The organism is Agrobacterium sp. P15N1-A (genome assembly GCF_044626815.1).
Classification (GTDB): Bacteria; Pseudomonadota; Alphaproteobacteria; order Rhizobiales; family Rhizobiaceae; genus Agrobacterium; species Agrobacterium leguminum.
Genome location: NZ_JBIUPF010000007.1, coordinates 265,471 through 291,493, shown reverse-complemented (window position 1 = coordinate 291,493; position 26,023 = coordinate 265,471). Strand labels below are relative to the sequence as shown.

28 protein-coding genes are annotated in these 26,023 nt (G+C 60.8%); 22 read left to right on the top strand and 6 right to left on the bottom strand.

The annotated features are described in order from the left end of the window. From cobN to ACIK7D_RS22450, 5 genes are read left to right on the top strand one after another with little or no spacing between them, the layout of a single operon-like run. Entirely contained in the window at positions 1–3,351 is a 3,351-nt protein-coding gene (gene cobN, locus ACIK7D_RS22470) for a cobaltochelatase subunit CobN (RefSeq protein WP_400157383.1), read from the top strand. After that, positions 3,351–4,706 carry a precorrin-3B synthase gene (gene cobG, locus ACIK7D_RS22465; protein WP_400157382.1) on the top strand — a complete coding sequence of 452 codons (1,356 nt, stop codon included), beginning with the start codon at positions 3,351–3,353 and terminating at the stop codon, positions 4,704–4,706. The genes cobN and cobG overlap by 1 nt, the downstream gene beginning before the upstream one ends. After that, positions 4,703–5,335 (top strand): precorrin-8X methylmutase, encoded by a 633-nt coding sequence (locus ACIK7D_RS22460; RefSeq protein WP_400157381.1) that lies wholly within the window; start codon positions 4,703–4,705, stop codon positions 5,333–5,335. Before cobG ends, ACIK7D_RS22460 begins: the two co-directional genes overlap by 4 nt. Continuing rightward, positions 5,332–6,099: a precorrin-2 C(20)-methyltransferase gene (locus ACIK7D_RS22455; protein ID WP_400157380.1), complete on the top strand. Its 768-nt coding sequence runs from the start codon at positions 5,332–5,334 to the stop codon at positions 6,097–6,099. The genes ACIK7D_RS22460 and ACIK7D_RS22455 overlap by 4 nt, the downstream gene beginning before the upstream one ends. Next, positions 6,096–6,857 (top strand): precorrin-3B C(17)-methyltransferase, encoded by a 762-nt coding sequence (locus ACIK7D_RS22450; RefSeq protein WP_400157379.1) that lies wholly within the window; start codon positions 6,096–6,098, stop codon positions 6,855–6,857. The genes ACIK7D_RS22455 and ACIK7D_RS22450 overlap by 4 nt, the downstream gene beginning before the upstream one ends. On the opposite strand, the gene ACIK7D_RS22445 is transcribed toward ACIK7D_RS22450, so the two are convergent. After that, positions 6,824–7,606, bottom strand: a complete 783-nt coding sequence (locus tag ACIK7D_RS22445; RefSeq protein WP_400157378.1) for a cobalt-precorrin-6A reductase — start codon at positions 7,604–7,606, stop codon at positions 6,824–6,826. The two genes, ACIK7D_RS22450 and ACIK7D_RS22445, sit on opposite strands and share 34 nt — an antisense overlap. On the opposite strand from ACIK7D_RS22445, the gene cbiE reads away from it, so the two are divergent. From cbiE to cobM, 3 genes are read left to right on the top strand one after another with little or no spacing between them, the layout of a single operon-like run. Next, on the top strand, positions 7,605–8,864 hold the full coding sequence (gene cbiE / locus ACIK7D_RS22440; protein ID WP_400157377.1) for a precorrin-6y C5,15-methyltransferase (decarboxylating) subunit CbiE: 1,260 nt from the start codon (positions 7,605–7,607) through the stop codon (positions 8,862–8,864). The two genes, ACIK7D_RS22445 and cbiE, sit on opposite strands and share 2 nt — an antisense overlap. After that, positions 8,858–9,277, top strand: a complete 420-nt coding sequence (locus tag ACIK7D_RS22435) for a cobalamin biosynthesis protein (RefSeq protein WP_262535530.1) — start codon at positions 8,858–8,860, stop codon at positions 9,275–9,277. The genes cbiE and ACIK7D_RS22435 overlap by 7 nt, the downstream gene beginning before the upstream one ends. Then, entirely contained in the window at positions 9,274–10,047 is a 774-nt protein-coding gene (gene cobM, locus ACIK7D_RS22430) for a precorrin-4 C(11)-methyltransferase (protein ID WP_400157376.1), read from the top strand. Before ACIK7D_RS22435 ends, cobM begins: the two co-directional genes overlap by 4 nt. Here cobM and ACIK7D_RS22425 read toward each other — a convergent pair. Next, on the bottom strand, positions 10,002–11,132 hold the full coding sequence (locus tag ACIK7D_RS22425; protein WP_400157375.1) for a cobalt-precorrin-5B (C(1))-methyltransferase: 1,131 nt from the start codon (positions 11,130–11,132) through the stop codon (positions 10,002–10,004). The genes cobM and ACIK7D_RS22425 overlap by 46 nt on opposite strands. A gap of 58 nt (positions 11,133–11,190) precedes the next feature. Between ACIK7D_RS22425 and cobA the strand changes: the two genes are divergently transcribed. The 3 genes from cobA (at position 11,191) to ACIK7D_RS22410 (ending at position 14,765) form a co-directional block, all read left to right on the top strand. Then, on the top strand, positions 11,191–11,979 hold the full coding sequence (gene cobA, locus ACIK7D_RS22420; protein ID WP_400157374.1) for a uroporphyrinogen-III C-methyltransferase: 789 nt from the start codon (positions 11,191–11,193) through the stop codon (positions 11,977–11,979). Further along, entirely contained in the window at positions 11,976–13,292 is a 1,317-nt protein-coding gene (locus ACIK7D_RS22415; RefSeq protein WP_400157373.1) for a cobyrinate a,c-diamide synthase, read from the top strand. The genes cobA and ACIK7D_RS22415 overlap by 4 nt, the downstream gene beginning before the upstream one ends. A gap of 222 nt (positions 13,293–13,514) precedes the next feature. Next, positions 13,515–14,765 carry a cytochrome-c peroxidase gene (locus tag ACIK7D_RS22410; protein ID WP_400157372.1) on the top strand — a complete coding sequence of 417 codons (1,251 nt, stop codon included), beginning with the start codon at positions 13,515–13,517 and terminating at the stop codon, positions 14,763–14,765. On the opposite strand, the gene leuB is transcribed toward ACIK7D_RS22410, so the two are convergent. The 3 genes from leuB to ACIK7D_RS22395 all read right to left on the bottom strand — a co-directional run bounded on the left by leuB (position 14,746) and on the right by ACIK7D_RS22395 (position 17,083). After that, positions 14,746–15,858, bottom strand: a complete 1,113-nt coding sequence (gene leuB, locus ACIK7D_RS22405; protein ID WP_080815491.1) for a 3-isopropylmalate dehydrogenase — start codon at positions 15,856–15,858, stop codon at positions 14,746–14,748. The two genes, ACIK7D_RS22410 and leuB, sit on opposite strands and share 20 nt — an antisense overlap. A gap of 222 nt (positions 15,859–16,080) precedes the next feature. Next, positions 16,081–16,686, bottom strand: a complete 606-nt coding sequence (leuD, locus tag ACIK7D_RS22400; protein WP_020809820.1) for a 3-isopropylmalate dehydratase small subunit — start codon at positions 16,684–16,686, stop codon at positions 16,081–16,083. Between the two features lie 166 nt (positions 16,687–16,852). Then, the gene (locus tag ACIK7D_RS22395) at positions 16,853–17,083 is read right to left on the bottom strand and encodes a hypothetical protein (protein ID WP_020809819.1); all 231 of its coding nucleotides are present in this window, start codon (positions 17,081–17,083) and stop codon (positions 16,853–16,855) included. A 110-nt stretch (positions 17,084–17,193) separates the two neighbouring features. Here ACIK7D_RS22395 and ACIK7D_RS22390 point away from each other — a divergent pair, with 110 nt between their 5' ends. Together ACIK7D_RS22390 and ACIK7D_RS22385 are read left to right on the top strand one after the other, a co-directional pair. Continuing rightward, entirely contained in the window at positions 17,194–18,105 is a 912-nt protein-coding gene (locus ACIK7D_RS22390; RefSeq protein WP_400157371.1) for an HpcH/HpaI aldolase/citrate lyase family protein, read from the top strand. Continuing rightward, entirely contained in the window at positions 18,102–18,308 is a 207-nt protein-coding gene (locus tag ACIK7D_RS22385; RefSeq protein ID WP_003505258.1) for a DUF1737 domain-containing protein, read from the top strand. Before ACIK7D_RS22390 ends, ACIK7D_RS22385 begins: the two co-directional genes overlap by 4 nt. Positions 18,309–18,327: 19 nt before the next feature. On the opposite strand, the gene ACIK7D_RS22380 is transcribed toward ACIK7D_RS22385, so the two are convergent. Next, positions 18,328–18,768: a metallopeptidase family protein gene (locus ACIK7D_RS22380; protein ID WP_003520258.1), complete on the bottom strand. Its 441-nt coding sequence runs from the start codon at positions 18,766–18,768 to the stop codon at positions 18,328–18,330. A gap of 330 nt (positions 18,769–19,098) precedes the next feature. On the opposite strand from ACIK7D_RS22380, the gene rplU reads away from it, so the two are divergent. The 9 genes from rplU to rsfS all read left to right on the top strand — a co-directional run bounded on the left by rplU (position 19,099) and on the right by rsfS (position 25,942). Further along, the gene (gene rplU / locus ACIK7D_RS22375) at positions 19,099–19,413 is read left to right on the top strand and encodes a 50S ribosomal protein L21 (RefSeq protein WP_003492690.1); all 315 of its coding nucleotides are present in this window, start codon (positions 19,099–19,101) and stop codon (positions 19,411–19,413) included. A gap of 40 nt (positions 19,414–19,453) precedes the next feature. Beyond that, a complete protein-coding gene (gene rpmA / locus ACIK7D_RS22370; RefSeq protein ID WP_003492686.1) occupies positions 19,454–19,723 on the top strand; it encodes a 50S ribosomal protein L27 in 270 nt (89 codons plus the stop codon). Between the two features lie 131 nt (positions 19,724–19,854). Next, entirely contained in the window at positions 19,855–20,487 is a 633-nt protein-coding gene (locus ACIK7D_RS22365; RefSeq protein WP_003505256.1) for a GNAT family N-acetyltransferase, read from the top strand. After that, positions 20,484–21,077, top strand: coding sequence for a GNAT family N-acetyltransferase (locus ACIK7D_RS22360; RefSeq protein WP_080815493.1), 594 nt, complete (start codon positions 20,484–20,486; stop codon positions 21,075–21,077). Before ACIK7D_RS22365 ends, ACIK7D_RS22360 begins: the two co-directional genes overlap by 4 nt. Positions 21,078–21,245: 168 nt before the next feature. Further along, a complete protein-coding gene (obgE, locus tag ACIK7D_RS22355) occupies positions 21,246–22,313 on the top strand; it encodes a GTPase ObgE (protein ID WP_080815495.1) in 1,068 nt (355 codons plus the stop codon). After that, positions 22,310–23,479: a glutamate 5-kinase gene (proB, locus tag ACIK7D_RS22350; RefSeq protein WP_137004108.1), complete on the top strand. Its 1,170-nt coding sequence runs from the start codon at positions 22,310–22,312 to the stop codon at positions 23,477–23,479. The genes obgE and proB overlap by 4 nt, the downstream gene beginning before the upstream one ends. Further along, entirely contained in the window at positions 23,472–24,758 is a 1,287-nt protein-coding gene (locus ACIK7D_RS22345) for a glutamate-5-semialdehyde dehydrogenase (RefSeq protein WP_400157370.1), read from the top strand. The genes proB and ACIK7D_RS22345 overlap by 8 nt, the downstream gene beginning before the upstream one ends. Before the next feature lie 42 nt (positions 24,759–24,800). After that, a complete protein-coding gene (locus ACIK7D_RS22340) occupies positions 24,801–25,385 on the top strand; it encodes a nicotinate-nucleotide adenylyltransferase (RefSeq protein ID WP_052025747.1) in 585 nt (194 codons plus the stop codon). Positions 25,386–25,498: 113 nt separating this feature from the next. Further along, entirely contained in the window at positions 25,499–25,942 is a 444-nt protein-coding gene (gene rsfS / locus ACIK7D_RS22335) for a ribosome silencing factor (protein ID WP_035236703.1), read from the top strand. Positions 25,943–26,023: the final 81 nt, after the last annotated feature.

Genomic DNA, 26,023 nt, shown 5'->3' with positions numbered 1-26,023 from the left:
ATGCACATCCTCGCCACCACATCCTCGTCTCTGGACGACCTGATCGAGCCGGTTGATCTCAACCAGCCCCGGTCGGATGTGGTGGTGCTGTCTTTTTCGGCGAGCGATCTGGCCGGGCTGGAGCAGGCCTGGCGGCGAACAGAGGGTGCGCTCCCCTCCCTGTCAGCCGCCAACCTCTCCGAGCTTCGACATCCCATGTCGGTCGATCTCTGGATCGAAAAGACGGCGGAACATGCCAAGGTTATTCTTATCCGGATTCTCGGCGGTGCGGAACGCTGGCGTTACGGTGTCGATCAGCTTTCCATTCTTGCACGCAGGCGCGGCATCAAGCTTCTGCTTTTGCCGGGTGAGTGCAGCGAAAGGGACGAGAAACTCGAAGTGGCCTCGACCGTCGATCGGCGGATTTTGGCCTCGGTCCTCTCCTTCTTCCGCGAGGGCGGGCAGGAGAATATGGGCCGGCTTGCTCTCGGTCTCGCCGCTCTTGCAAGGAGCGAGGCATGGCCGGATATCGAAGCCGAACCGCTGCCGAAAGCCGGTTTTTACCGGCCTGGCAGGGGCGTAGTGGATAGGGCGGAAGCCTGCGCGGGTTTTCCCGGCGGTGCGCCCGTTCTGCCCATTCTGTTTTACCGTTCCATGCTGCTGGCGGCAGATGCTGCACCGGTGGATGCGCTTTTCGAGGCGCTCTCGCAGCGCGGTTTTGCACCCCTGCCGATTTTTGTCAGTGGTCTGAAGGATGGGGAGGCGATTCGTTTCCTCGAAACGGTACTGCCCGATCTGAAGCCCGCCGCCATCATTACCGCCACCGCCTTCGCCAGCCAGACGAATGACGACGGAACAACCCTGTTCGACCGTCTCGGCGTGCCGGTGTTTCAGGTGGTGATGGCGACGACGCGGCGGGACGGATGGGCGGAAAATGCGCGGGGTCTCAATCCCTCCGATCTTGCCATGCATGTCGTCCTGCCGGAACTGGATGGCCGGATTCTCGCTGGTGCGATCTCGTTCAAACGGGCGCGCGTGGATGGCCGCGCGAGTTTGCTCAATGTACCCGAGGCTGATCGTGTCGAGCAGGTGGCAAATCGCATCGCTGCTTTCCTGCGGCTGAGGAATGCCCTTCCACGGGATCGCCGCATCGTCATCCTGATGCCGGATTATCCCGGTGCGGCGCCCGGGCGAACCGGTTATGCCGTCGGTCTCGATGTGCCGCAAAGCGTTCTCGAAATGCTGCAGGATCTCGCCGGGGCCGGTTATACGGTGAAGGATATTCCTAAGACCGCGCGAGCGCTGCTCGACTGCGTCGAGCAACAGGAAGCGGCAATCGATCTTTCCACCTACGAGGCTTTTTTCTCCGCCTTGCCGTCGGCATCTGCCGGGTCCATAAACGCGACATGGGGCGTGCCAACCGATGACGATGGACTCGTCAATGGTGCATTCCGGTTCCGCGCTGCCCGTTTCGGCGAAGTATTCGTGGCGCTTGCGCCGGACAGGGGCCGCAATGAGGATCGTCGGGTGGACTACCACGACCCTGCCCTGCCGCCGCGTCACGCGCTTGTTGCCTTCGGTGCATGGATGCAGCGGATTGCGGGCGCGCATGCCATTGTGCATGTGGGCGCGCACGGCACGCTGGAATGGCTGCCGGGCAAGACGGTGGCGCTTTCCCGCAATTGTTTTCCCGAAATCGTCACCGGCTCGCTGCCGGTGGTCTATCCATTCATCATTTCCAATCCGGGCGAGGCGGCGGTCGCCAAGCGGCGGATCGCGGCCGTGACCATCGGCCATGTCCCGCCGGTGCTGGTCAATGCCGGACTTTCGCTGGAACAGTCGGCGCTGGAGCAGCTCGTCGATGAATATGCACAGGCGGATGGGCTGGATCGCCGCCGGCGTGACCGGCTGGCGAAACTGATCGTCGAAAAGGCGCTGGAGACCGGGCTTGCGGCGGAAGCGGGCGTGGCTGCGAAGGATGATGCCGATGCGGCCCTCTCACGCATTGACGCCTTTCTCTGCGACCTCAAGGATTTCGCCATCAAGGACGGCCAGCATGTTTTTGGGCGCAGCTCCGAGGGTGAGACCGGCTTTCTGAGGCTCGAAAGCGCCAGATCGGAAAAAGCTGCCCTGCTTGCCGCGCTAGATGGCCGGCATATCGTCCCCGGCCCTTCCGGCGCGCCTGCGCGCGGGCGGCTCGATGTGTTGCCCACGGGCCGCAATCTCTATGCCGCCGATCCACGCACCATGCCGACGCCGACGGCTTTCGAGCTGGGCCGCATGGCGGGCGAAGAGGTGCTGCGCCATCATCTGCAGTCCCATGGCGACTGGCCGAAACATCTTGTTTTCGATCTGTGGGGCAGCGCCAGCCTGCGCAATGGCGGTGAGGATGTAGCGCAGGCGCTGCATCTGATGGGGGCAAGACCGATCCACGACCCCGCCACCGGCCGGGTCACCGGTATCGAGGTTCTGCCGCCGGCGAGCCTGGGGCGGCCGCGTGTCGACGTCACCTTTCGCATTTCCGGCCTGTTCCGCGACATGTTCCCCGCGCTGATCGCGCTTCTCGACGCCGCCGCCAAGGCCGTCGCGCGGCGGGAGGAAGCGCCTGGCGACAATCCGCTTGCGGAAGAGGCCGCCACGCTCGGGCATATTCCGGCGCGCATTTTCGGCTCCGCGCCCGGCACCTATGGTGCCGGTATTGAAGAAAAGTTGGCCAGCGGGAAATGGGACGAACGCGAGGAGCTGGGGCAGGCCTATCTCGATGCGGCGAGCCACGCTTTCGGCGGTGCGGACGGGCTGGAGATTTTCGAAGATACCGGTTTTGTCGAGCTGGTCAGGCGTGCCGATCTTCTGGTTCATACCGGTGACGATCCAGGCCGCGACCTTCTGGACGGTTCTTCGGATGTCGCCTTCATCGGCGGTTTTTCCGCCGCGAAAGCCGTGCTTGGCGACGTCGCCGATATTGTTGCTCTGGATACGACAGATCCGGCGCGCCCGCGTGCGAGGTCGATGACGCAGGCGCTGACGCGGGTGGTGCGCGCGCGCGCCGTCAATCCCCGCTTCATTGCCGGCCAGATGCGGCACGGTCCGCGCGGGGCTGCGGAATTCCTCGAGACGGTGGATCGGTTGATCGGCTTTGCCGAAACCACCCATGCGGTGTCCTCCTCGTTGATCGAGGCGCTTTACGATGCCTATTTCGGCAATGAGGATGTGCGCGATTTCATCCTGCGGGAAAACCCGAGAGCGGCGCAGGTGATGGCCGAACGCTTTTTATCCGCCCGCCGTCGCGGGCTGTGGCACAGCCGCCGCAACGCGGTGGATGCGGAACTTGAAATGCTGATCCTGCCGCGCTCCCAAAGGGTGGAGGCGTAATGATGGCCGCTGCCGATCCCGTTCAGCCATTTGGCCGCCGTGGTCTCTGCCCGGCCCTGTCCGCTCCCATGCGCACCGGCGACGGTTTTTTGTCGCGGATCGCTTTCGAGGCGGATATCGACCCGCGTGACATGGTGGTGCTTTGTCATCTTGCCGAGCGGCACGGCAACGGATTGGTCGACATTACAGCACGCGGCAGCCTGCAATTTCGCGGCCTGACGCCGGAAAGCGCCTGCGCTCTGGAAAAAGATGTGCTGGCGCTGGATTTGCCGCTGCGTGCGGGGCTCGCGGTCGAGACGTTGCCTCTTGCCGGCCGTGATGACGCTGAAATTGCTGATGGTCGCCCTCTCGCCGAGGAGATTCGAAAAGAGGCCGACAGGCTCGTTCTCCATGAAAAGCTTGCCGCTAAAATGTCTGTCGTCATTGATGGCGGCGGGCGCCTCTCCATGGAAGATTTGTTGGCCGATATTCGCCTGAAAGCTGTGTCGCTTAATGGGCGGGCCGTCTGGCGATTGCTCGTGGGTGGACCGGAAAGTAAGTCGCTGAATGCCGGATTGGTCGAGACGGACACAGCGGCGGGTGTCGTCCTGTCGCTGCTCGTCTATCTGGCCGGCGAAGGGCCGCTTGCCCGTGGCCGCGATCTGGACCATTCGACGATAAAAGCGATCTGCGGTGATCGCCTTTTGGATCGTGTGATTGTTGATGACGCCAGGGCGGCTTCTGCGTCTCTCGGACTGATGATGACGGGAAAGGATCGCTTCGCCATTGGTGTCGCGCCTGCTTTCGGGCAAATCCGGGCCTCCGATTTGGCGCATCTCTGCGAACGGGCCGGTATGCTCGGTATCACGGCCCTGCGGCCGGCACCAAACCATAGCCTGCTATTTTTCGGATCGTCATCTGCCTGCGGCGTATTGCTTGAGATTGCAAGGGCGTCCGGTTTCATCACGATGGCAGGTGATGCGCGCTCTTCCATTGCGGCCTGTCCCGGTGCGCCGGGCTGCGCTTCGGCTTTTCTCCCTACCCATGAATTGGCCGCCTTTGCGTCTGAGGAATGCGCCTCGTTGCTGGATGGCTCTTTCACGCTGCATATTTCCGGCTGCGGCAAAGGTTGCGCGCACCCCGCGCCGTCGCTTCTCACTTTTTCCGGCACCGCCGATGGCCTGGCCTTTTCGATTTCGGGCCGCGCCGGTGACGTGCCGGATGGCATTTTACCTTTCCAGCACCAGAGGACGGCGCTTTCGCGGCTTGCCCGTCTTTACGAAAAAGAACATAAGCCCGGTGAAAACGCCGCCACCCTGTTTGCCCGGCTGGGTAAACAGACGATCGGTGCGGCGCTTCGACAGGATGAGCAATGACCGACTATGACTATATTCGCGACGGCAATGCGATCTATGAGCGCTCCTTCGCCATCATTCGCGAGGAAGCGGATTTGTCCGCCTTTACCGAAGAGCAGGCGGACATCGCCATTCGCATGATCCACGCCTGCGGGCAGGTGGAGGCGGCTAGCCATTTCCGCTTTTCACCGGATTTTGTTGCCGCTGCACGCGGTGCTCTACGAGCCGGCAAGCCTGTTCTTTGCGATGCGGAAATGGTTGCCCATGGCGTGACGCGCGCCCGCCTTCCGGCTGATAACGAGGTGGTCTGCACCCTTCGCGATCCCCGCACGCCGGATCTGGCGAAAACGATCGGCAACACCCGCTCCGCCGCCGCGCTCGACCTGTGGGCAGAGAAGCTGGACGGCGCTCTGGTTGCCATTGGCAATGCGCCGACTGCACTGTTCTATCTGCTTGAGATGCTGGAAAAAGGCGCCGCGCGCCCGGCCGCCATCATCGGCATGCCGGTTGGCTTTGTCGGTGCGGCGGAATCGAAAGATGCGCTGGAGGCAAGTTCGCTTGGCATTCCCTATGCCATCGTCAAGGGGCGCATGGGTGGTTCGGCCATGACCGCTGCCGCCATCAACGCCGTTGCGAGGGCTGGCCTGTGAGCGCGGCTCTTTTCGAACATCCGAAGGGTAAACTCGTGGGCGTCGGCACCGGCCCTGGCGATCCTGAGCTTCTGACACTGAAGGCTGTCCGCGCCATTGAAAACGCCGATGTGCTCGCCTTTTTTTGCAAGAAAGGCGGCACCGGCAACGGTCGCGGTATTGTCGAAGCCTTCATTCGCCCCGGCACGCTGGAAATGCCGCTGGTCTATCCGGTAACCGTCGAAAGCGACAAAAACGGCGACGATTACCGTGATGCCATCGCCGCCTTTTTCGATCAGTCGGCAAAGGACATCGCTGTGCATCTCGAAGCCGGGCGCAATGTCGCCGTGCTGTCGGAAGGCGATCCGCTGTTTTACGGTTCTTATATGCACCTTCATCTGCGGCTTGCGCCATCTTATCCGGCGGAGGTCGTTGCGGGTATCACGGCCATGTCCGGCTGCTGGTCCATGGCCGGTCTGCCGCTTGTGCAGGGCGATGATATTTTGAGCGTGCTTCCCGGTACGCTCGGCGAAGATGTTCTGACGGAACGTCTGTCCGGCACGGATGGCGCGGTGATCATGAAGGTGGGGCGCAACCTGCCGAAAATTCGCCGGGCGCTGGAAAAGGCTGGCAAGCTTGAAGACGCGCTTTATGTCGAGCGTGGTACAATGGCCAACAGCCACGCGGTGCGGCTCATCGAACGCGATGCATCGCCTGCGCCCTATTTTTCGCTGGTTCTGGTGCCGGGCTGGAAAACCAGACCCTCTTCAGGTGAAAAGTCATGACCGGCAGGCTCGTCGTCGTGGGCCTCGGCCCGGGCAGCGCGGCGCAGGTGACGCCGGAGGCGCTTGCTGCAGTCGAGACTTCTGAGGATTTCTTCGGTTATATTCCCTATCTCGACCGGCTGGCGCTTGAGCCGCACCAGCGTCGTCATGCATCCGATAATCGCGAGGAGATTTCCCGCGCCGAGCAGGCTCTGCGGCTTGCGGCTTCAGGCGGCAAGGTGTGCGTGGTGTCCGGCGGTGATCCCGGCGTTTTCGCCATGGCGGCGGCGGTTTGCGAGGCGATTGAAAGCGGGCCCGCCGAATGGCGCGATATCGATTTCTCCGTCGTGCCGGGTGTGACTGCCATGCTGGCCGTGGCCGCAAAGGCCGGCGCGCCGCTTGGCCATGATTTCTGCGCCATTTCGCTGTCGGATAATCTCAAGCCGTGGGGCATTATTGAAAAACGGCTGATCGCGGCGGCAGAAGCAGGCTTTGTGATGGCATTCTACAATCCCGTCAGCAAGGCGCGTCCGCACCAGCTCGCTACCGCTTTTGATCTGTTACGCGCGCATTTGCCCGGCTCGGTGCCGGTTATCTTCGGTCGCGCGGCAGGCCGGGCGGATGAGCGTATTCGGGTCGTGCCTCTTTCGGAAGCCTCGAGCGACATGGCGGATATGGCCACCTGTATCATCGTCGGTTCGGTTGAAACCCGTCTGATCGAGCGTTCCGGCAAAGAACCGCTGGTTTATTCGCCGCGTTTTTCGAAAAGAGAGAGCTGATGGTGGATGGCGGTGAGCGCAGCGGTAATATCCGGCACCGTCAGGTCATTCAGGGGCGTGTCGTACCGCTGTCGCGGCCGGTCGATCATGATGACCGGCAGGCCGAGCCGTCGCGCTGCTTCGATCTTGCCATAGCTCGCGCTGCCGCCGGAGTTTTTCGAGACCACCGTCTCGATGCGGTTTTCTTCCAGCATGCGGATTTCGTCGTCCAACGCAAAGGGGCCGCGCGCGGTAATGTAGCGCGCATGCGGCAGTTTCAGTGGCGGCTCCACCGGATCGACGCTGCGGATGAGATAGTTGTGCTGGGGCGCCGCTTCGAAAGGAAGAAGCTCCTGCCGTCCCAAAGCCAAAAACGCGCGCCTGCCTTCGCTGCCGAGCGCGGTGACAGCCTGTTCGACGCTGTCCACCTCATGCCACCTGTCACCCGGCTGACGCTGCCAGGCAGGACGCGAAAGGACGACCAGCGGAACTTTGGCACGCCCTGCGGCCTCAATGGCGTTGGCGGAAATCTTCGCCGCATAGGGATGGGTGGCGTCCACCAGAATATCGAAATTCTCTGCGCGAATGAAATCCGCGAGACCGCCCGCGCCGCCAAAACCGCCGCTGCGCATCGGCACCGGCTGTTCGACCGGCGCGAGCGTGCGGCCGGCCATGGAGAGCAGAATTCGGTAGCCGGGTTCTTCCGCCAGCCTGCCGGCCAGAATACGGGCATCCGCCGTGCCACCAAGGATGAGTATGGAGCGTGTCATGACGTCTGAATATTCTGGAACGGGCGATGCTTCCACCGAAAAGAAAGAAAAGCCCTGGCTTTCCATCGTCGGCATTGGTGAAGATGGGCTTGAGGGGCTGGGCCGGAATGCGATTGAGGCGATTGAGGCGGCCGAGGTGGTTTTCGGCGGCAAACGCCATCTGGAACTGGCGGCTGCGGCCATTCGTGGTGAAGCACGGCGCTGGCCGGTGCCGTTCGACACGGATATGAGCGATGTCGTGGTGTTGCGTGGCAAAAGGGTTTGTGTGCTGGCTTCCGGCGATCCGTTCTTTTATGGCGTCGGTATTACGCTTCTGCGGCGGATTGAGGCGGATGAGACAGTTTGTTATCCCTCGCCCTCGGCTTTCTCGCTGGCTGCCGCACGGCTCGGCTGGGCGCTGCAATCGGTCGACTGCGTTTCGCTGCACGGACGTTCCATCGATCTCCTGCGGCCGTATCTTCATACCGGCGCACGCATCGTCGCGCTCACCTCGGATGCCCACGCCCCGGCCTTGATCGCGGAATTGTTGTCCGATTTGGGTTTCGGCCAGTCGGAATTCGTCTTGCTTGAAGCCCTGGGTGGAGAGCGGGAGAGGCGGCGGCAGGTCAGAGCGGCTGATTTCGCATTTGCTGATATTGATCCGCTGAACGTGGTAGCGATTGACGTCGTGACGGATGAAGGTGCGCGCGTTCTGCCTCTCACATGTGGGCTTGATGATAGCCTGTTCGAACATGACGGGCAGATCACCAAGCGTGAAATCCGGGCCGTGACACTTTCCTCTCTGGCTCCAGGGCGGGGCGAGTTGCTGTGGGATATCGGCGCCGGTTCGGGTTCGATCGGTATCGAATGGATGCTGTCCCATCCCTCGCTCCGTGCCATCGCCATAGAGCAACACCCGGAAAGGGCGGAGCGTATCGCCCGCAATGCTGAAGCTTTCGGTGTGCCGGCGCTTGAGGTGATGATCGGCGCGGCCCCTGCGGCTTTTGAAGGCTTGCCTCAGCCGGATGCTATTTTCATCGGTGGCGGCGGCAGTGAAGCGGGCGTGCTTGAGGGTGCCATGGAGGCCCTGAAGCCCGGCGGGCGGCTGGTCGCCAATGCGGTAACGCTGGAAATGGAGGCGGCGCTGCTTGCTGCCCATGCGCGGCACGGCGGATCGATGATCCGTCTGGATGTGTCGCGGGTGACGGCTGTCGGTTCCATGTCGGGTTGGCGTCCGGCAATGCCGGTGACGCAATGGAGCTGGACCAAGCCATGGTGACAGTGGCTGGCATAGGCTGCCGCAGAGGTGCGGGTTCGGATGCTGTCATCGCCGGATTGCGCGCTGCGGAGCATGCTTTTGGCATGACGGTGGAATGCCTGGCGACTGCGCCGCTCAAAGCCGATGAAGCCGGTCTTGTGGAGGCGGCGAAAAGCCTGTCGCTGTCGCTGGAAATCGTCTCGCAGGAGCGGCTTGAGGCGGTTGCTTCGAAAACGATGACATTTTCACAGGCAAGCCTTGATCATGCCGGCTCGCCAAGTGTGAGCGAAGCGGCGGCGCTTGCCGCCGCCGGAGAGAATGCAAGGCTGGTCGCGCCGCGTCTTGTGGTTGGCGATGTGACGGTGGCCATCGCAACGACTGACGATGCCCCGCAAGATAGCGGCTGCCCCATCGAACATGGAGAACAACAATGACGGTTCATTTCATCGGCGCCGGTCCGGGTGCTGCCGATCTCATTACGGTGCGCGGGCGCGATCTTATCGCCGCCTGCCCGGTGTGCCTTTATGCCGGCTCGCTGGTTCCGAAGGCGCTTATCGATTATTGCCCTCCGGGTGCACGCATCATCGATACGGCAGCACTTTCGCTGGATGAGATCGAGGCGGAATTCGTGGCTGCAGCAAAGGCCGGCAAGGATGTGGCGCGGCTGCATTCCGGCGACCTTTCCGTCTGGAGCGCCATGGGTGAACAGATCCGCCGTCTGGAGCGACTGGGTCTCGATTATACCGTCACGCCCGGCGTACCCTCCTTTGCCGCCGCCGCCGCCACTTTGCAGCGGGAACTGACGGTGCCGGAAGTGGCGCAGAGCCTTGTGCTGACCCGCATTTCCGGGCGCGCATCGAAGATGCCTGACGGTGAGACGCTGAAGGCTTTCGGTGCGACGGGTACGACGCTTGCCATCCATCTCGCCATTCATGCCATCGGCAGGGTGGTGGAAGAGCTGACGCCGCTTTACGGCTCCGATTGCCCGGTCGCCATCGTTGTTCGCGCTTCCTGGCCGGATGAGCGGGTCATTCGCGGCACGCTGTTCGACATTGAGGACAAGCTCGCCGCCGAACCGGTGGAGCGGACGGCCCTGATTTTCGTCGGGCGTGGACTTGCCTCCACGGATTTTCGCGAAAGCGCGCTTTATAGCACCGATTATGTCCGGCGGTTCCGGTCTCCGAAGGAAGATGCGAAGGGCTGATGCGACGGCGTGGAGGCGGTGCGCCCCTTGAGCGCGCCCTGACGATCGAAAACCAGAATATCGAGCGCAATGGCGGGCGTCTTCAGCGCCGCCGCGGCGGTTACCCAGGCTTTTTCAGCAACGACCGCACCGAGGTCTATTCCCGCACGTTCGGACAGCTCAAAGGCGTGCGCGACCATGTTGGCCTGACGGATGGCAATGGCGAGATTTTCATCGCCTCCGGCTTCCGTCGCCAGTGCCGCCAGCGCATCGAGATCGGCCAGCCCCTTCTTGGAGTGCACATCGAGCATGCCCTGGGCGAGCTTGGTCATCTTGGCGACGCCGCCGGCAATCGTCACCTGCTCGACGGGGTGGCTGCGCAGATATTTCAGCATGCCGCCAATGAAATCACCCATGTCGATCAGCGCGGTTTCAGGCAGATCGTAAAGCGCCTGACCGGCTTTTTCGGAGGTGTTGCCGGTGGCGCCCAGCACATGGGTGCAGCCGGTCGCGCGCGCCACATCGATGCCGCGCCAGATGGAGTGGATCCAGGCAGAACAGGAAAAAGGGATGACGACGCCCGTTGTGCCAAGAATGGAAATGCCGCCGACGATGCCGAGCCTGCCGTTCAGGGTTTTCTCCGCCAGCTTCTCGCCATCGCAGACGGAAATCTCTACCTCGAAATCGGCACTTTCTCCGGCCACCTCGCGAATGGCGGTTTCGATCATCTTGCGCGGTACGGGGTTGATGGCGGGTTCTCCCGGTGGCAGGGGCAGGCCCGGTCGGGTTATGATGCCGACGCCTTTACCGGCCTTGAAGGTGATGCCGCTTCCCGGCTGACTGCGCCGCACCGTGCTTTCGATCAGCGCGCCGTGGGTAACATCAGGATCGTCTCCCGCATCTTTGATGACGCCGGCGCGCGCGAAGTTTTCGCCCTTTTCCTCGGTGGCGAGGGAAAATGCCGGCCTCGCGCCGCTTGGAAGTTCGACCTCGACAGGGTAAAGAAATTCGCCGGTCAGAAGGGCGGCGCAGGCCGCCTTCGTGGCGGCTGCCGCGCAGGTGCCCGTGGTCCAGCCGCGGCGAAGGGTCTTTCCATCCGTATCCATATGAATTTCTATAGCCGGGACGGCTTTTTCCGTCATCGTTAAAAAGCAGCCAAGAAGAATGTCGATAGCGCAGATTTTGAACAGCATTGCCGCAAAAGGTCCGGTCTTCGAGGCCGGTCACGTCTGGCTCGCGGGTGCAGGGCCGGGCGATGTGCGTTATCTGACGCTGGAAGTGGCGCTCGCGCTTTCTCAGGCCGATATTATCGTGCGCGATGCATTGGTGAGCGACGAAGTCGTTGCCCTCGGTCCGCAGGCGGAGATTGTTTTTGCGGGCAAAAGGGGTGGCAAGCCCTCCGCGACACAGGATGATATTACCGCTTCGCTGATCGATTTCGCCAGCCAGGGCAAAAAGGTGCTGCGGCTGAAGGGCGGTGATCCCTTTATTTTCGGGCGCGGCGGCGAAGAGGCGGAGGCGCTTGTCCATGCCGGCATTCCGTTTCGCATATTGCCGGGCATGACCTCGTCGTTCACCGCGCTTGCTTCAGCCCGCATTCCCGCCACCATGCGCGGTATCAGTCGCGCCGTAACTCTTGCCACGGGCCACGCGGCGGGCACCGAGGAGGATCTGGACTGGCTGGCGCTGGCGAAAACACGGGAACCCATCGTCGTTTACATGGGGCTGAAGAATATTGGCACGATCGCCAGCCTTTTGATGCAGGGCGGCCGTTCCGGCGAAACGCCGGTCGCCGTCATCATGTCGGCAACGACGGCGCATGAGCGGATTTTCATCGGTTCGCTGGAAAGCATAGCTGACGATGCAATCAGGCAAAATTTCGAAGCGCCGGCTTTGATCGTCATCGGCGAGATTGTTTCGATGCGGGCGCGTCTTGGAGTTTCCGGTTCATGACGGCGCGGGCGATCATCATTGGTGCGCCGCGCTCGGGTTCCGGCAAGACCAGCGTGACCGTCGGCCTGCTCCGGGCTTTTGCCCGACGCGGCATCAAGGTGCGCGGTATCAAGACCGGGCCCGACTACATCGATCCCGGTTTCCATGCCTTCGCCACCGGCACATCGGGTCTTAATCTGGATAGCTGGGCCATGCGGCCGGAATTGCTGCGGCATCTGTTTTTGCAGCAGACCGAGGATGCGGAACTCGTTCTGATCGAAAGCGCCATGGGCCTGTTCGACGGCATTCCGGTTGCGGAAAATCGCACGGGTTCGGCGGCGGATCTGGCGCGGCTGTTTGGCATTCCCGTGCTGCTGGTGCTCGACGTATCCGGCCAGTCGCAGACGGCCGCTGCCATCGCCCATGGTTTTGCCCACTACGATCCGGCCGTTACCATGGCGGCAACTGTGCTCAATCGGGCCGGCAGCGAAAGACACCGGACGCTGTGCACGGAAGCCATCGAAAAAATCGGCCTTCCCGTTGTCGGCTGCGTACTGCGTGATCCTTCGCTCATTCTGCCTGAACGGCATCTGGGGCTGGTGCAGGCCAGCGAACATCCGGAGATCGATGCGCATATAGAACGGCTGGCGGATGCGATGGAAAAATCCATCGATCTCGATGCCCTGCTTTCACTCGCCGCGCCGGTGAATGTGCCTTCCGGCTCGGTGAATGCGGCGATTGCACCGCCCGGCCAGCGCATCGCGCTGGCGGAGGATGCGGCGTTCACTTTCCTTTATCCGCATCTCAGGAGGCATTGGCAGGCGGCCGGAGCCGAGATCGTGCCGTTCTCGCCGCTCGCGGATGAGGCGCCCGATGGGAGCTGCGATATCTGCTGGCTGCCGGGTGGGTATCCCGAGCTTTTTGCTGGAAAGCTTGCGGATGCGGCTGGTTTCAAGGCCGGCCTTGCCCGCTTTGCCGCGACAAAGCCTGTTCATGGCGAGTGCGGCGGCTACATGGTGCTTGGAGAGGCACTGGAAGATGCGGATGGAGTGACCCATGCCATGACAGGGCTTCTGTCGCATGCCACCAGCTTTGCGACCCGCAAGATGAATCTCGGCTACCGTCAGGCAACAATCGCGGCAAGCGGACCGCTCGGCGCGGCGGGTGATGTTCTGCGCGGTCATGAATTCCATTATGCGCGGGTTACCGATCCCGGCAGCGATGAGCCCTTCGCCCAGATTGCTGACGGACAGGGTCGTCCGCTCGGGCCATCGGGCGGCAGGAGAGGATTTGTCTCGGGCACCTTTTTCCACGCCATCGCCAGGGGCGGTTGACCGTTTCCGGGTTTGGTCCGTGGACCTGCGGCAAAGTGGACCAAGCTGCGAAAGTTTGTAGGCTTGGCTCACGGGAAAGTGCTATAGATTTCTTTATAGGGCATGGAAGAGCGGAGTTATCTCCCGTGATCCATGTTCGGTGAAGCGCGGCGGGATCGAAAGCCGCTTCATATGTCCCGGTCCGAACCTGCTCTCGCGCATTTATATCGAGCGTGCCTATCGATGATGAAACCCGGATTTTTTGTCTCTGCTGCTCTTGCCGCATCCATCCTGCTGGCCCCCTTGGGCACCGGTGTCGATGGCATGGCTGCCCACGGCGGTGAAGACTATGCGACGCTGGAAAAGCTTGGTGCCGCGCTGTTCGACGATCCCAGTCTCTCGATGAACCGCACCATGGCCTGTTCCACCTGCCACATGCAGGCCGCCGGTTTTTCCGATGCGCGGGAGAGCGACAAGGTGGGACGGGACGTATCGCTCGGCGATGACGGCATTTCACTGGGCGACCGCAACGCGCCGACTGCAGCTTATGCCCGCTTCACGCCGCCTTTCGGCAGGAATGCGGCGGGAGAGTATATCGGCGGGCAGTTCTGGGATGGCCGCGCCTCCCTGCTTGAAGATCAGGCGGGCGGTCCGCCGCTCAATCCCCTCGAAATGGGCATGCCGGACAAGGCCTCGGTCGTCAAACGGCTCAGGGAAAACCCGGACTATGTCGCGGCTTTCGGCACGCAGTTCGGCAAGGATGTTTTTGAAAGCGACGACACCGCCTATGCCGCGATGACGAAGGCGCTGGCGAGCTTTGAGCGCTCGGATGAGTTCTCCACCTTCGATTCCAAATATGACCGCTTCCTGCGTGGCGAGGAGAAGCTGACCGATCAGGAAGAGTTGGGTCGGGTTCTGATCTCCTCGACGCAATTCACCAATTGCAATACCTGCCATGAAATCCGTGGCGCCAAAGGCCTGGAAGACGGCCTCTTCACCAACCACAAATATTTCAACATCGGCGTTCCCGCCAATATATCGGTTCGGGCCGTGAACGGCTCCAAACCGGGTGCGGTTGATCTGGGGCTCGCGCAAAATCCGGAAGTTGCCGGCGATGTCGCCCAGCGTGGCAAGTTCAAGGTGCCGACGCTGCGCAATGTCGCGGTCACCGGTCCTTACATGCACAATGGCGTGTTCAAGGATTTGCGCACAGTGGTGCTGTTTTACGTGAAATACAAAAGCAAGAAGCCGAGCCGCCAGATCAATCCGGAAACGGGCAAGACGTGGGATGCGCCGGAAGTGCCTGAAAATATCGCCATGGCGGAACTGACATCCGCGCCGGCGCTGGACGACAAGCGTGTGGACGCCATCGTCGCCTTTCTGAAGACGCTGACTGACAAAAGATATGAGCATCTTCTGCCGAAGGAAGATGGGCAGGCGAAGGTGCCGCCTGCCCAGCCGGTTTCGTCCAGCGTTACGCCGAAAGCGCCTTGAATTCGGCGAGAACCGCGTCACCCATTTCAGAGGTTCCGACCTGACGGCTGCCCTCGGCCATGATGTCGGCGGTGCGGATGCCCTTGTCCAGCACGTTGGCGATTGCCGCTTCGAGCTTGGTCGCTTCGTCAACCATGTTGAACGAGTAACGCAGGCACATGGCGAAGGAGGCGATCATGGCGATGGGGTTGGCGATACCCTTGCCGGCAATATCCGGGGCCGAACCGTGGACCGGCTCATACATGGCCTTGCGCTTGCCGGTCTTGGCGTCAGGCGCGCCAAGCGAAGCGGAGGGCAGCATGCCGAGCGAGCCGGTGAGCATGGCGGCGACGTCGGAGAGCATGTCGCCGAAGAGATTGTCGGTGACGATCACGTCGAACTGCTTGGGCTTGCGCACCAGTTGCATGCCGCCGGCATCGGCCAGCATATGTTCCAGCTGAACGTCCTTGAATTTGGCGGCGTGGGTTTCGGTGACCACCTGGTTCCACAGAACGCCGGATTTCATCACGTTGCGCTTTTCCATCGAGCAGACGCGGTTGTCGCGGGTGCGGGCCAGTTCGAAAGCGACGCTGGCGATGCGCTCGATTTCGAAAGTGTCGTAGATCTGCGTGTCGATGCCGCGCTTCTGGCCGTTGCCGAGATCGATGATCTGCTTCGGCTCACCGAAATAAACGCCGCCCGTCAGCTCGCGGACGATGAGGATATCGAGGCCTTCGACCAGTTCCGGCTTCAGCGAGGAAGCGGCGGCAAGTGCGGGGTAGCAGATGGCCGGGCGCAGATTGGCGAAAAGTTCGAGATCCTTGCGCAGGCGCAGCAGACCGGCTTCCGGGCGGTGCTCGTAGGGCACGCCATCCCATTTCGGGCCGCCGACGGCGCCGAACAGGATCGCATCGGCGGCAAGCGCCTTTTCCATATCCGCATCGGAAATCGCCACGCCATGGGCGTCATAGGCAGAGCCGCCGACCAGACCCTCCGAGACGGTGAAGCCGGCATTTTGCGCGCTGTTCATGTAATCGATCAGCTTGCGGACCTCAGTCATGGCCTCCGGGCCGATACCGTCACCGGGCAGAAGGAAAAGCGAACGAACTGTCATGAGAACCCTCCTTGGGCGGCGTGCCGGAAAACATCCTGAAGGGTTTTCGATTGCGGCGAACGCGGCGTCAAACTCGTTTCCGTCCTGCACATGAGAAGTCGTATCGCGGCCGGACGGGATCGGAGGCTTCTTATCTCCGCCTCAAGGGCTTTTCAAGCAAAGCAAAAGCCGATCCGGTACGGTTTGGTACGGGATCGGCTTTTTTGAAGAGCAGAAATGCGGTCAGGCCCAGGGGCGGACCGAGGCGTTTGCCTTTTCGAACGTATCGATAGCGCCGGAATGTTCGAGCGTCAGGCCGATATCGTCCAGACCGTTCAGCATGCAGTGACGCTTGAATTCATCAATCTCGAAGGTAATCGTGCCGCCATCGGGGCCGCTGATTTCCTGACTTTCCAGATCGACGGAGAGGACGGCATTCGATCCGCGGGACGCATCGTCCAGCAGCTTTTCGAGGTTCTCGGGGCTGACGACGATCGGCAAAATGCCGTTCTTGAAACAGTTATTGTAGAAGATGTCGGCGAAGCTGGTGGAGATCACGCAGCGGATGCCGAAATCGAGAAGCGCCCATGGCGCATGTTCGCGCGAGGAACCGCAACCGAAATTGTCACCCGCGACGAGAATCTGGGCGTTCTGGTAGGCGGGCTTGTTCAGTACGAAATCCGGATTGGGCGAGCCATCCTCGAGATAACGCGACTCGGCGAAGAGGCCCTTGCCGAGGCCGGTGCGCTTGATGGTCTTCAGATAGTCTTTCGGAATGATCATATCGGTGTCGATATTGACCACCGGCATGGGCGCGGCAACGCCCGTCAGCTTGGTGAATTTTTCCATCTGTCGCTTCCCGTGTTTCCCTTCGACAAAATCCGGGGCTGGTTAAAGCTCACCGAACGTGTTCTGCCGGGAAATACTGCAAAACTCATCACTTTAGAAGCGCAAACCCGCGTTCTTCGGTACGCCGCGCGCGGCGCTCTGGCATTTTTGCCGATTAGAGACGATCTCAGAGATCGATAATCGTGCCTTTGCCGTCGTTCCAGACGCGCATATCGCGCTGGTTACGGGGCTTGACCGGAATGGGGGCCGGCTTCAGACGCGCGGAAAGCAGGCGGGCAGCACTGAGAACCGCGAGCACGCCGATGAAAGCGACCGTGAGCGACGCGGTGAACAGGGCGACTATCGCCAGAATTGCAATGCCGGATGCGGCGATGAAAAACGAACGTATGCCTTGCATGATCCAAACCTTTCTATCCAGACGAATGTGGGCCTTCTTCTTCCGGCTTGCAAGAGGATTCAGTGGATTGTCAGCTTGCAGATGTCACAAAAGCTTGACACAAGTGCGGCATGGTCAATTTTTCCGAAAATATTCTTGTGAGACCACGTCGTTCGTTGCTCTCCGTGCCGGCGATCAATGTCCGGGCACTGGAAAAAATCCGCGATCTCGATTGTGATGGGGTGATCCTCGATCTGGAGGATTCGGTCGCACCCGGGATGAAGGGCAAGGCGCGGGACAATCTGCAAAAACTGTTTTCGGAAGGGCCTTTTGCAGCGGGCGAGACCATTATCCGCATCAACCCGCTTTCCACGCCCGACGGGAAGGCGGATTTGCAGCTTGTGCTTTCCTGCCGGCCGGATGCAATTCTTTTGCCGAAGGTGGAGCAGCCGGCCGATATTCACGATGTGGCCGATCTTCTGGCCGAGGCGGATGTGCCGGACCACCTGAAAATCTGGGCGATGATCGAAACGCCGCTTGGTGTCCTGAATGCCGCCTCGATTGCTGACGCGGCCCACACGCCGGATGCGCGGCTTTCGGCTTTTGTCATCGGGCTCAACGATCTGCGCAAGGAAACGCGGGTGCCGGCCCTTGCCGGACGCACTTATCTCGTACCCTGGATGATGCAGGTGGTGCTTGCCGCCCGTGCCTATGGTCTGGATGTCATCGACAGCGTCTCGAACGATTTCCGCGATATCGCCGCTTTCGAAGCCGAATGCGAGCAGGGTCGCGCCATGGGGTTCGATGGCAAGATGCTGATCCATCCGGCCCAGATCGAGCCGGCCAATCGGCGCTTCGCCCCGGACGAGGCAGCGGTTGCGGAAGCTCGCGAGATCATTGCCGCTTTCGCAAAACCCGAATCTGTGGAATTGAACGTCATCAACATGAACGGGCGGATGATCGAACGGCTGCATGTGGGCCAGGCCGAAAGGCTGGTCGCCATGGCCGATATCATCGCACAAAGAGAGGCAAATAAGACGTGAAGGTCTATCGTTTCATAACTGGTCCCGACGACGCGAAATTCTGTCACCGGGTCACCGAGGCGCTGAACAAGGGATGGGAACTCGCGGGTTCGCCAAGCTACGCCTTCAACGCCGCAAGCGGCGTAATGCATTGCGGCCAGGCCGTGACCAAGGTGGTCGAGGGCAAGGAATACCATCCGGACATGAAGCTCGGCGAGCAGTGAGCGGCGCCAGCCGCCCCGATCAGCGATCGGCGGCGGCTTCGTCGGCGCTTTCCTCTATCCGCTCCATGTCGTCGTCCGACAGGCCGAAATGGTGGCCGATTTCGTGGATGAGGACATGGGTGATGATATCGCCCAGCGTTTCCTCATTCTCGGCCCAGTAGTCGAGAATGGGACGGCGATAAAGCGTGATGCGGTTCACCATCTCGCCCGTTTCCATGGTGAAACGTTCGGAGATGCCGCGCCCTTCGAACAGTCCGAGAAGATCGAAGGGTGTTTCGAGCGCCATGTCTTCGAACACGTCATCGGTCGGAAAATCGGCGATCTCGATGATGAGATCTTTTGTCAGTGCGCGAAATTCTTCCGGCAGGTGGCCATATGCCTCGATCGCAAGCGACTCGAAGGCGGAAAGTGTCGGCGCATGGCGGTCCCGCCAATCGTCGGTCTGGTCTATGCGGGCCATTTCTGCTCCTTGTTGGAAGGCCCATATAAACACTTGCTGGACAAATTTCGAGACCCGACTGCTTCACCCGCCGAAAAAGCATGAAATTCTTGGCGTTACAGTTACTTTTCAAGCCGTCGTCATCTTGACATAAACGGGCGTCTCGCGTAATCGGCACCCAAATTGATGGCGTAGTGCGCCTTCTGTTTATTCCGCCCTTCAAAAGGCGGCTTCACCGGCAGACATTCAAAGGGGCATTCAGTCCTGACGGATTTCCGCTACTCCGACTGATAAAAAGACGGCCAGCTTGCATTTGCGGGCAGAGCCGGAACGAACATGAAAGGATAAAAAATGTTCGCAGTCATCAAGACCGGCGGTAAGCAGTACCGCGTAGCGGCCGACGCCGTGCTGACCATCGAAAAGCTGGAAGCAGAGGCAGGCGCAACTGTAGAATTCACCGAAGTTCTCGTTGTTGGCGAAGGCGCCGACGCCAAGTTCGGTGCACCCTTCGTCAAGGGCGCCATCGTCAAGGCTGAAGTTGTCGAGCACAATCGCGGCAAGAAGGTCATCGCCTTCAAGAAGCGTCGTCGTCAGAACTCCAAGCGTTCGCGCGGCCATCGTCAGCATCACACTGTCGTCCGCATCACGGACATCGTTGCTGCCTGATCGGCGCGACACGGGAAACAAGGTTTAAAGGAGAACTCCAATGGCACACAAAAAAGCTGGCGGTTCCTCGCGTAACGGTCGCGATTCCGAATCCAAGCGCCTTGGCGTAAAGAAGTTCGGCGGCGAAGCTGTCATTCCAGGCAATATTATTCTGCGTCAGCGCGGCACGCAGTGGCATCCGGGCGCCAATGTTGGCATCGGCAAGGACCACACGATTTTCGCACTGACCGCAGGTAACGTGAACTTCCGTACGAAGGCCAACGGCCGCGTATTCGTATCCGTGGCCCCGAAAGCGGAAGCCGCAGAATAAGCCGGTAAGCGTCATATGCAGCCGGTGTCCCATCGACCCGGCTGAGACGTATCAGGTTCAGTCAAGAAAACAGGGGAGATGGGGCACCACCCAACTCCCCTTTTTCTTTAACCCCAAGGAGGGACTGAACCATGCAAGCTGAATTGTTGAGGGTCGACCAATCACGGTCACCCGAAGAGCGGCCGAGGCCCGATCGGTCGAGGAGCGATTGCCCCGTTTTACTGTCGCAGAGGCTGGTTTTACGCAAGCCTCACGAAGAAGACATCGACGCCCTTGCCCATCTTGCCAACAATGCCAATATCGCGACCATGGTGTCGCGTATGCCGCACCCTTACACGGCCAAAGACGCCGCGGATTTTGTGCGACGCTCCAAAGCTGGCGAGATTGGCAAGTGCGTCTATGCGATCACCCGCATGGACAATGGCGAGTTTCTGGGCTGCTGCGCGCTCGAACCCCAGGAAGACGAAAAGACGCTGGAAATCGGTTACTGGCTGGGGGAACCCTACTGGAACCGGGGTTACATGACGGAAGCCGCGCATGCGCTGATCGACATGGCCTTCCGCACGCGTGAAATCGATCAGATCGATGCCCGTTGCCGGGTCACCAACATCGCGTCGCGCCGCGTCATCCAGAAGTGCGGTTTCCAGTTCCAGGGCTCCGGCATGGTCGGGTCTCTGGCGCTTGGCGGCATGGTGCCGGTCGAATGGTACAGGCTCGACCGCAAGACCTGGGTTTCGCTGAAGAGCTGGGGGGACATGGGATGAGTGCGCTCGAACTGACCCGACGGCGGACTGCCCCCACCGTGGCGCCGCCCGGCCCCTGCCCCGTCATCGAGACATCGCGTCTGGTGCTGCGGCCGCAGCGGCTTTCCGATGCCGGCAGCATTGCGGAATCGCTTGGCGATTTCGCCGTGACCAGAATGCTGGCCCGCGTTCCCGCGCCCTACCACAAGCAGGATGCGCTGGAATGGCTGGTCTTGCGCACCTCCGGCACCCTGCCTGACTGGGATTTCGCCATTACCAGCGGCGACGATACCCTGATCGGTGTCGTCTCGGTGGAATTGCGGCACGGCGAGTGGCATCTCGGCTATTGGCTGAACCGCTTCTACTGGGGCAAGGGTTACATGACCGAGGCGGTGGCCGCCGTGGTCGAGCGGTTCTTCCGCCGTATGCCCGGAGTGACCCTTCACTCCGGCGTATTTGCGGATAATCCCGCCTCGCTGCGCGTGCAGGAAAAACTCGGCTTCCGGGTGACCGGTTGCCACCAGGTCTACGCCACGGCACGTGCCGCCATGGTGGCGCATATCGGTACGATGATTACGGCTGAAGATTTCATTCAGCCGCATCGCACTTGAGGAGCATTGCAGGGCCGGTTTGATCCAAACCGGCCTTGTCTCGCGCATGGGCTTCCCGCACGATAGTCTTTGACCTCGTGAAGAAGCGCTTGTATTCGAAATGACGATATTTTTGTTCGACGCAACGGCAAGATTGTTGCGTCCGCAAACCGACAGAACGGCAGTCCGATGAAATTTCTCGATGAAGCAAAAGTCTATATCAAGTCCGGTGATGGCGGCGCGGGGGCCGTTTCCTTTCGGCGCGAAAAATTCATCGAATTCGGCGGCCCTGACGGTGGCGATGGCGGGCGCGGCGGCGATGTCTGGGTTGAAGTGGTCAACGGTCTCAACACGCTGATCGATTTCCGTTTCCAGCAGCATTTCAAGGCCTCCATCGGACAGCACGGCATGGGCAAGACCCGCACCGGCGCCAAGGGTTCGGATGTGGTGCTGAAGGTACCCGTCGGAACGCAGATATTCGAGGAAGACAATGAGACGCTGATCGTCGATCTGACGAAAGAAGGCCAGCGCTTTCGTCTTGCCGCCGGCGGTAATGGCGGTTTCGGCAATGCCTATTTCAAGTCGTCCACCAATCAGGCGCCCACCCATGCCAATCCCGGCCTCGCAGGCGAGGAAAAAACAGTCTGGCTTCGCCTGAAACTGATCGCCGATGCCGGTCTCGTCGGTCTGCCCAATGCGGGTAAATCCACGTTCCTTGCTACGGTCACCCGTGCGCGGCCGAAGATCGCCAATTATCCCTTCACCACCCTTCATCCGAACCTTGGCGTCGCTACCATCGATGGCCGTGAATTCGTGCTGGCCGACATTCCTGGCCTGATCGAAGGCGCGCATGAGGGTGTTGGCATCGGTGACCGCTTCCTCGGCCATGTGGAGCGTACCCGCGTGCTTCTGCATCTCGTTTCCGCGCAGGAGGAGAAAGTCGGCAAGGCCTATAAGACTGTTAAGGCCGAGCTGGACGCCTATGGCGGCGGGCTGACCGACAAGCCGGAAATCGTGGCGCTGTCGCAGATCGACGTGCTGGATGAAAAAGAGCTGAAAAAGAAGGCCAAGGAACTGGAGAAGGCCTGCGGCCGTCCGCCGCTCCTGTTGTCCGCTGCTGCCCATATCGGCATGACGGAAGCGCTGCGCGCCCTTCGCGATATCATTGTCTCGGCGAGCAATGGCGGCGAAACCGCCCTTCCCGATCGTTCGATGCCTTCCGAGAGCGAGGTTGAGGAAGAGGACGACCGTCTATGAGCCTGATGCGCAAGCCGCTGGCGAGCCATCACCGGATCGTCATCAAGATCGGGTCGGCGCTTCTGGTGGACCGGAAGACCGGTCTCAAGAAAGACTGGCTCGACGCCATCTGCGAGGATATCGCCGCGCTGAAGAAAAACGGTGCGGATGTCCAGGTTGTGTCTTCGGGCGCCATCGCGCTTGGCCGCACCGTGCTTGGCCTGCCTTCCGGTGCATTGAAGCTGGAAGAAAGCCAGGCGGCGGCGGCTGTCGGCCAGATCGCGCTGGCGCGGGCATGGTCGGAAAGCCTGTCGCGGCATGAGATCGTCGCCGGCCAGATTCTTCTGACGCTCTCCGATACCGAAGAGCGTCGCCGTTATCTCAATGCGCGCGCCACCATCAACCAGTTGCTGAAGATCGGTGCTATCCCGATCATCAATGAAAACGATACCGTGGCGACCACCGAGATCCGTTATGGCGACAATGACCGTCTGGCGGCGCGTGTGGCGACCATGACGGGCGCCGATCTTCTGGTGCTGCTTTCGGATATTGACGGGCTTTACACGGCTCCGCCGCATCTCGACCCCGACGCGAAATTCCTTGAGACGATTGCCGATATTACGCCCGAAATCGAGGCCATGGCAGGCGGTGCGGCATCCGAGCTTTCACGCGGCGGCATGCGCACCAAGATCGACGCGGGCAAGATCGCAACCGCTGCCGGCTGCGGCATGATCATCGCTTCCGGCAAGACGCTTAATCCCTTGAAGGCTATTGAAAACGGCGCGCGCTCCTCATGGTTCGCACCTTCGGGCACGCCGGTGACGGCGCGCAAGACCTGGATTGCCGGGCAATTGCAGCCGGCCGGCGAAATCCACGTGGATGCCGGCGCGGAAAAGGCTCTCTATGCCGGAAAAAGCCTGCTTCCAGCGGGTGTGCGACTGGTGAAGGGCAATTTCGGCCGTGGTGACGCAATCGCCATTATCGGTGCGGAAGGCCGTGAAGTCGCTCGTGGTCTTGCGGGCTACGATGCTGAAGAGGCGCGTCTTATCATCGGTCACAAGTCCAACGAGATCGAGGCGATCCTCGGTTATGTCGGGCGGGCGGCCATGATTCATCGTGACGATCTGGTGATGACGGGCGCTGCCGTCAAAGTTAAAAATGCAAAGAAGGATGAGGTCCATGCCTGAACAGGCCGTGAAGCAGAGCCATGATATTGACGCGCTGATGATCACCATCGGCGCTCAGGCGAAAGCTGCTTCGCGACCGTTGTCCATTGCCGGCACAGACCAGAAGAACCGCGCGCTGCTTGCCATGGCCTCCGCCATCGAGGCATCCAGGGATGCGATCCTTGCCGCCAACAGGAAAGATCTGGCCGCGGCGGAAAGCGCAGGCCTTGCCGCTTCCTTCGTGGACAGGTTGACGCTCAACGATGGAAGGATCGCCGGTATTGCCGAAGGCATCCGTTCGGTTGCGGCGCTGCCAGATCCGGTTGGCGAAGTCATCGCCGCCTGGGATCGTCCGAATGGGCTGAAGATCGAGCGCGTGCGCACGCCGCTCGGCGTCATCGGCGTGATTTACGAAAGCCGTCCAAACGTGACGGCGGATGCCGGCGCTTTGTGCCTCAAGGCGGGCAATGCCGTCATTCTGCGCGGCGGCTCGGATTCGCAACATTCATCGCGTGCTATCCATGCCTGCCTCGTGGAAGGCCTGAAGATCGCCGGTCTTCCCGAGCATGCCATTCAGCTGGTGCCGGTGACCGACCGCGCCGCTGTCGGCGCGCTTCTCAGTGGCCTGAACGGCACGGTTGATGTCATCGTGCCGCGCGGCGGCAAAAGCCTCGTGGCGCGCGTGCAGTCGGAAGCCCGTGTGCCGGTTTTCGCGCATCTGGAAGGCATTTGTCATGTCTATATCGACAAGTCGGCCGATCTCGACATGGCGAAACGCATCGTCGTTAATGCCAAGATGCGCCGCACCGGTATTTGTGGGGCGGCCGAAACGCTGCTGGTGGATGCCGCTGCCGTTTCCACGCATCTTATGCCGCTCGTCAAAGCCTTGATCGAAGCCGGCTGCGAAGTGCGCGGTTCGCAGGCCGTTCGCGATGTGGTGGCGGGTCTCACGCCGGCAACGGAAGAGGATTGGCGTACCGAATATCTCGATGCGATCATTTCGGTCGCCGTGGTGGAGGGTATTTCGGGCGCGATCGAGCATATCGGCACCTATTCGTCCAACCACACCGAGGCGGTGATCGCCGAGGATCCCGATGTGGTCGCGCGTTTCTTCAACGAACTCGATTCGGCCATTCTGTTGCACAATGCCTCGACGCAGTTCGCGGATGGCGGCGAATTTGGCATGGGTGCTGAAATCGGCATTGCCACCGGCAAGATGCATGCGCGGGGCCCGGTCGGCGTCGAGCAGCTCACCTCGTTCAAATACCGGGTGCATGGCACCGGCCAGACACGGACCTGATATTTGCCGGCTGACAAGCGCCTCGACAGACGTTATCTCACCATGCCGCATGTGGAGCGCGGCATGGTCGTCGGCCTGTTCGGTGGTTCTTTCAATCCGCCGCATGCGGGTCACGCACTTGTGGCCGAGATTGCGTTGCGCAGGCTCGGTCTCGACCAGCTCTGGTGGATCGTCACACCGGGCAACCCGCTGAAAAGCCGCTCAGAACTGGCGTCTCTGGAAGATCGCATCGCCGCCTGCGAAAAGCTGGTCCACGATCCGCGCATCAAAGTGACGGCCTTCGAAAAATCACTGGGGATGAGCTATACGGCCAATACGCTCGCCAAGGTGAAGGCAAAAAATCCGCATGTCCGTTTTATCTGGATCATGGGAGCGGACAATCTGAAAAGCTTCCATCGCTGGCAGAAATGGCGGCGGATCGCCGAGACATTCCCGATTGCCGTGATCGATCGGCCAGGCTCCACGCTTTCTTATCTCTCCTCCACCATGGCGCAGGCCTTCAGCCATGCACGGGTGGATGAGGACGATGCCGGCGTTTTGTGGAAAAAAGCGGCCCCTGCCTGGGTTTTCATTCACGGTCCGCGCTCCACGCTCAGCTCCACGGCGCTGCGCAACGGTCGTAAATGACGCCTTCGATCACAAATGATGTATGTGCCGGGTGTCGAAGGGTCCATATCTTGAAAAGTTAATGCTTTGATGCCACCTTCATTGTGTGACGCAGAGAATCGCGTCGCCAGTGCCTGTTTTGTCATTCTTGGAAAGGAAAACCTCTGACAACAGTACACGCCAAGGGAAGAGCATTTGTTGCTATCCCGAAGGGCCAGGACAGTGGCGCCGATGCCGCCGGCCATGCCCTCGAAACCGTCCTCGCGAGCCTCGAGGACTCCAAGGCTGAAGATATCGTCTCTCTCAACATTGCCGGAAAATCGGCGCTTGCGGACTACATGGTCGTGGTCTCCGGGCGGTCGAACAGGCATGTCTCGGCGATTTGCGAGCATCTTCTCAAGGATATGAAGGATGAAGGGTTCGGAAACGCCCGCGTCGAAGGTCTCGAGACCGGAGACTGGGTGCTGATCGATACCGGCGACATCATCGTTCATGTGTTCCGCCCGGAAATCCGCGCCTTCTACAACATTGAAAAAATGTGGGCGACGCCGGACATGCCGGAAGAGACGCTGCATTGATGCGGTAAGCCTTTGAGCGAGTGCATCGCTTTTGCCGAAGATCATATCTGACTTCGGAAACGGTGCCTCTGGCCGGAAATC

Coding starts and splice junctions, on each gene's coding strand:
- cobN (WP_400157383.1), top strand. CDS start 1: ATGCACATCCTCGCCACCACATCCTCGTCTCTGGACGACCTGATCGAG.
- cobG (WP_400157382.1), top strand. CDS start 3,351: ATGATGGCCGCTGCCGATCCCGTTCAGCCATTTGGCCGCCGTGGTCTC.
- ACIK7D_RS22460 (WP_400157381.1), top strand. CDS start 4,703: ATGACCGACTATGACTATATTCGCGACGGCAATGCGATCTATGAGCGC.
- ACIK7D_RS22450 (WP_400157379.1), top strand. CDS start 6,096: ATGACCGGCAGGCTCGTCGTCGTGGGCCTCGGCCCGGGCAGCGCGGCG.
- cbiE (WP_400157377.1), top strand. CDS start 7,605: ATGACGTCTGAATATTCTGGAACGGGCGATGCTTCCACCGAAAAGAAA.
- ACIK7D_RS22445 (WP_400157378.1), bottom strand. CDS start 7,606: ATGACACGCTCCATACTCATCCTTGGTGGCACGGCGGATGCCCGTATT.
- ACIK7D_RS22435 (WP_262535530.1), top strand. CDS start 8,858: ATGGTGACAGTGGCTGGCATAGGCTGCCGCAGAGGTGCGGGTTCGGAT.
- cobM (WP_400157376.1), top strand. CDS start 9,274: ATGACGGTTCATTTCATCGGCGCCGGTCCGGGTGCTGCCGATCTCATT.
- ACIK7D_RS22425 (WP_400157375.1), bottom strand. CDS start 11,132: ATGGATACGGATGGAAAGACCCTTCGCCGCGGCTGGACCACGGGCACC.
- cobA (WP_400157374.1), top strand. CDS start 11,191: ATGTCGATAGCGCAGATTTTGAACAGCATTGCCGCAAAAGGTCCGGTC.
- ACIK7D_RS22415 (WP_400157373.1), top strand. CDS start 11,976: ATGACGGCGCGGGCGATCATCATTGGTGCGCCGCGCTCGGGTTCCGGC.
- ACIK7D_RS22410 (WP_400157372.1), top strand. CDS start 13,515: ATGATGAAACCCGGATTTTTTGTCTCTGCTGCTCTTGCCGCATCCATC.
- leuB (WP_080815491.1), bottom strand. CDS start 15,858: ATGACAGTTCGTTCGCTTTTCCTTCTGCCCGGTGACGGTATCGGCCCG.
- leuD (WP_020809820.1), bottom strand. CDS start 16,686: ATGGAAAAATTCACCAAGCTGACGGGCGTTGCCGCGCCCATGCCGGTG.
- ACIK7D_RS22395 (WP_020809819.1), bottom strand. CDS start 17,083: ATGCAAGGCATACGTTCGTTTTTCATCGCCGCATCCGGCATTGCAATT.
- ACIK7D_RS22390 (WP_400157371.1), top strand. CDS start 17,194: ATGGTCAATTTTTCCGAAAATATTCTTGTGAGACCACGTCGTTCGTTG.
- ACIK7D_RS22380 (WP_003520258.1), bottom strand. CDS start 18,768: ATGGCCCGCATAGACCAGACCGACGATTGGCGGGACCGCCATGCGCCG.
- rplU (WP_003492690.1), top strand. CDS start 19,099: ATGTTCGCAGTCATCAAGACCGGCGGTAAGCAGTACCGCGTAGCGGCC.
- rpmA (WP_003492686.1), top strand. CDS start 19,454: ATGGCACACAAAAAAGCTGGCGGTTCCTCGCGTAACGGTCGCGATTCC.
- ACIK7D_RS22365 (WP_003505256.1), top strand. CDS start 19,855: ATGCAAGCTGAATTGTTGAGGGTCGACCAATCACGGTCACCCGAAGAG.
- ACIK7D_RS22360 (WP_080815493.1), top strand. CDS start 20,484: ATGAGTGCGCTCGAACTGACCCGACGGCGGACTGCCCCCACCGTGGCG.
- obgE (WP_080815495.1), top strand. CDS start 21,246: ATGAAATTTCTCGATGAAGCAAAAGTCTATATCAAGTCCGGTGATGGC.
- proB (WP_137004108.1), top strand. CDS start 22,310: ATGAGCCTGATGCGCAAGCCGCTGGCGAGCCATCACCGGATCGTCATC.
- ACIK7D_RS22345 (WP_400157370.1), top strand. CDS start 23,472: ATGCCTGAACAGGCCGTGAAGCAGAGCCATGATATTGACGCGCTGATG.
- ACIK7D_RS22340 (WP_052025747.1), top strand. CDS start 24,801: ATGCCGCATGTGGAGCGCGGCATGGTCGTCGGCCTGTTCGGTGGTTCT.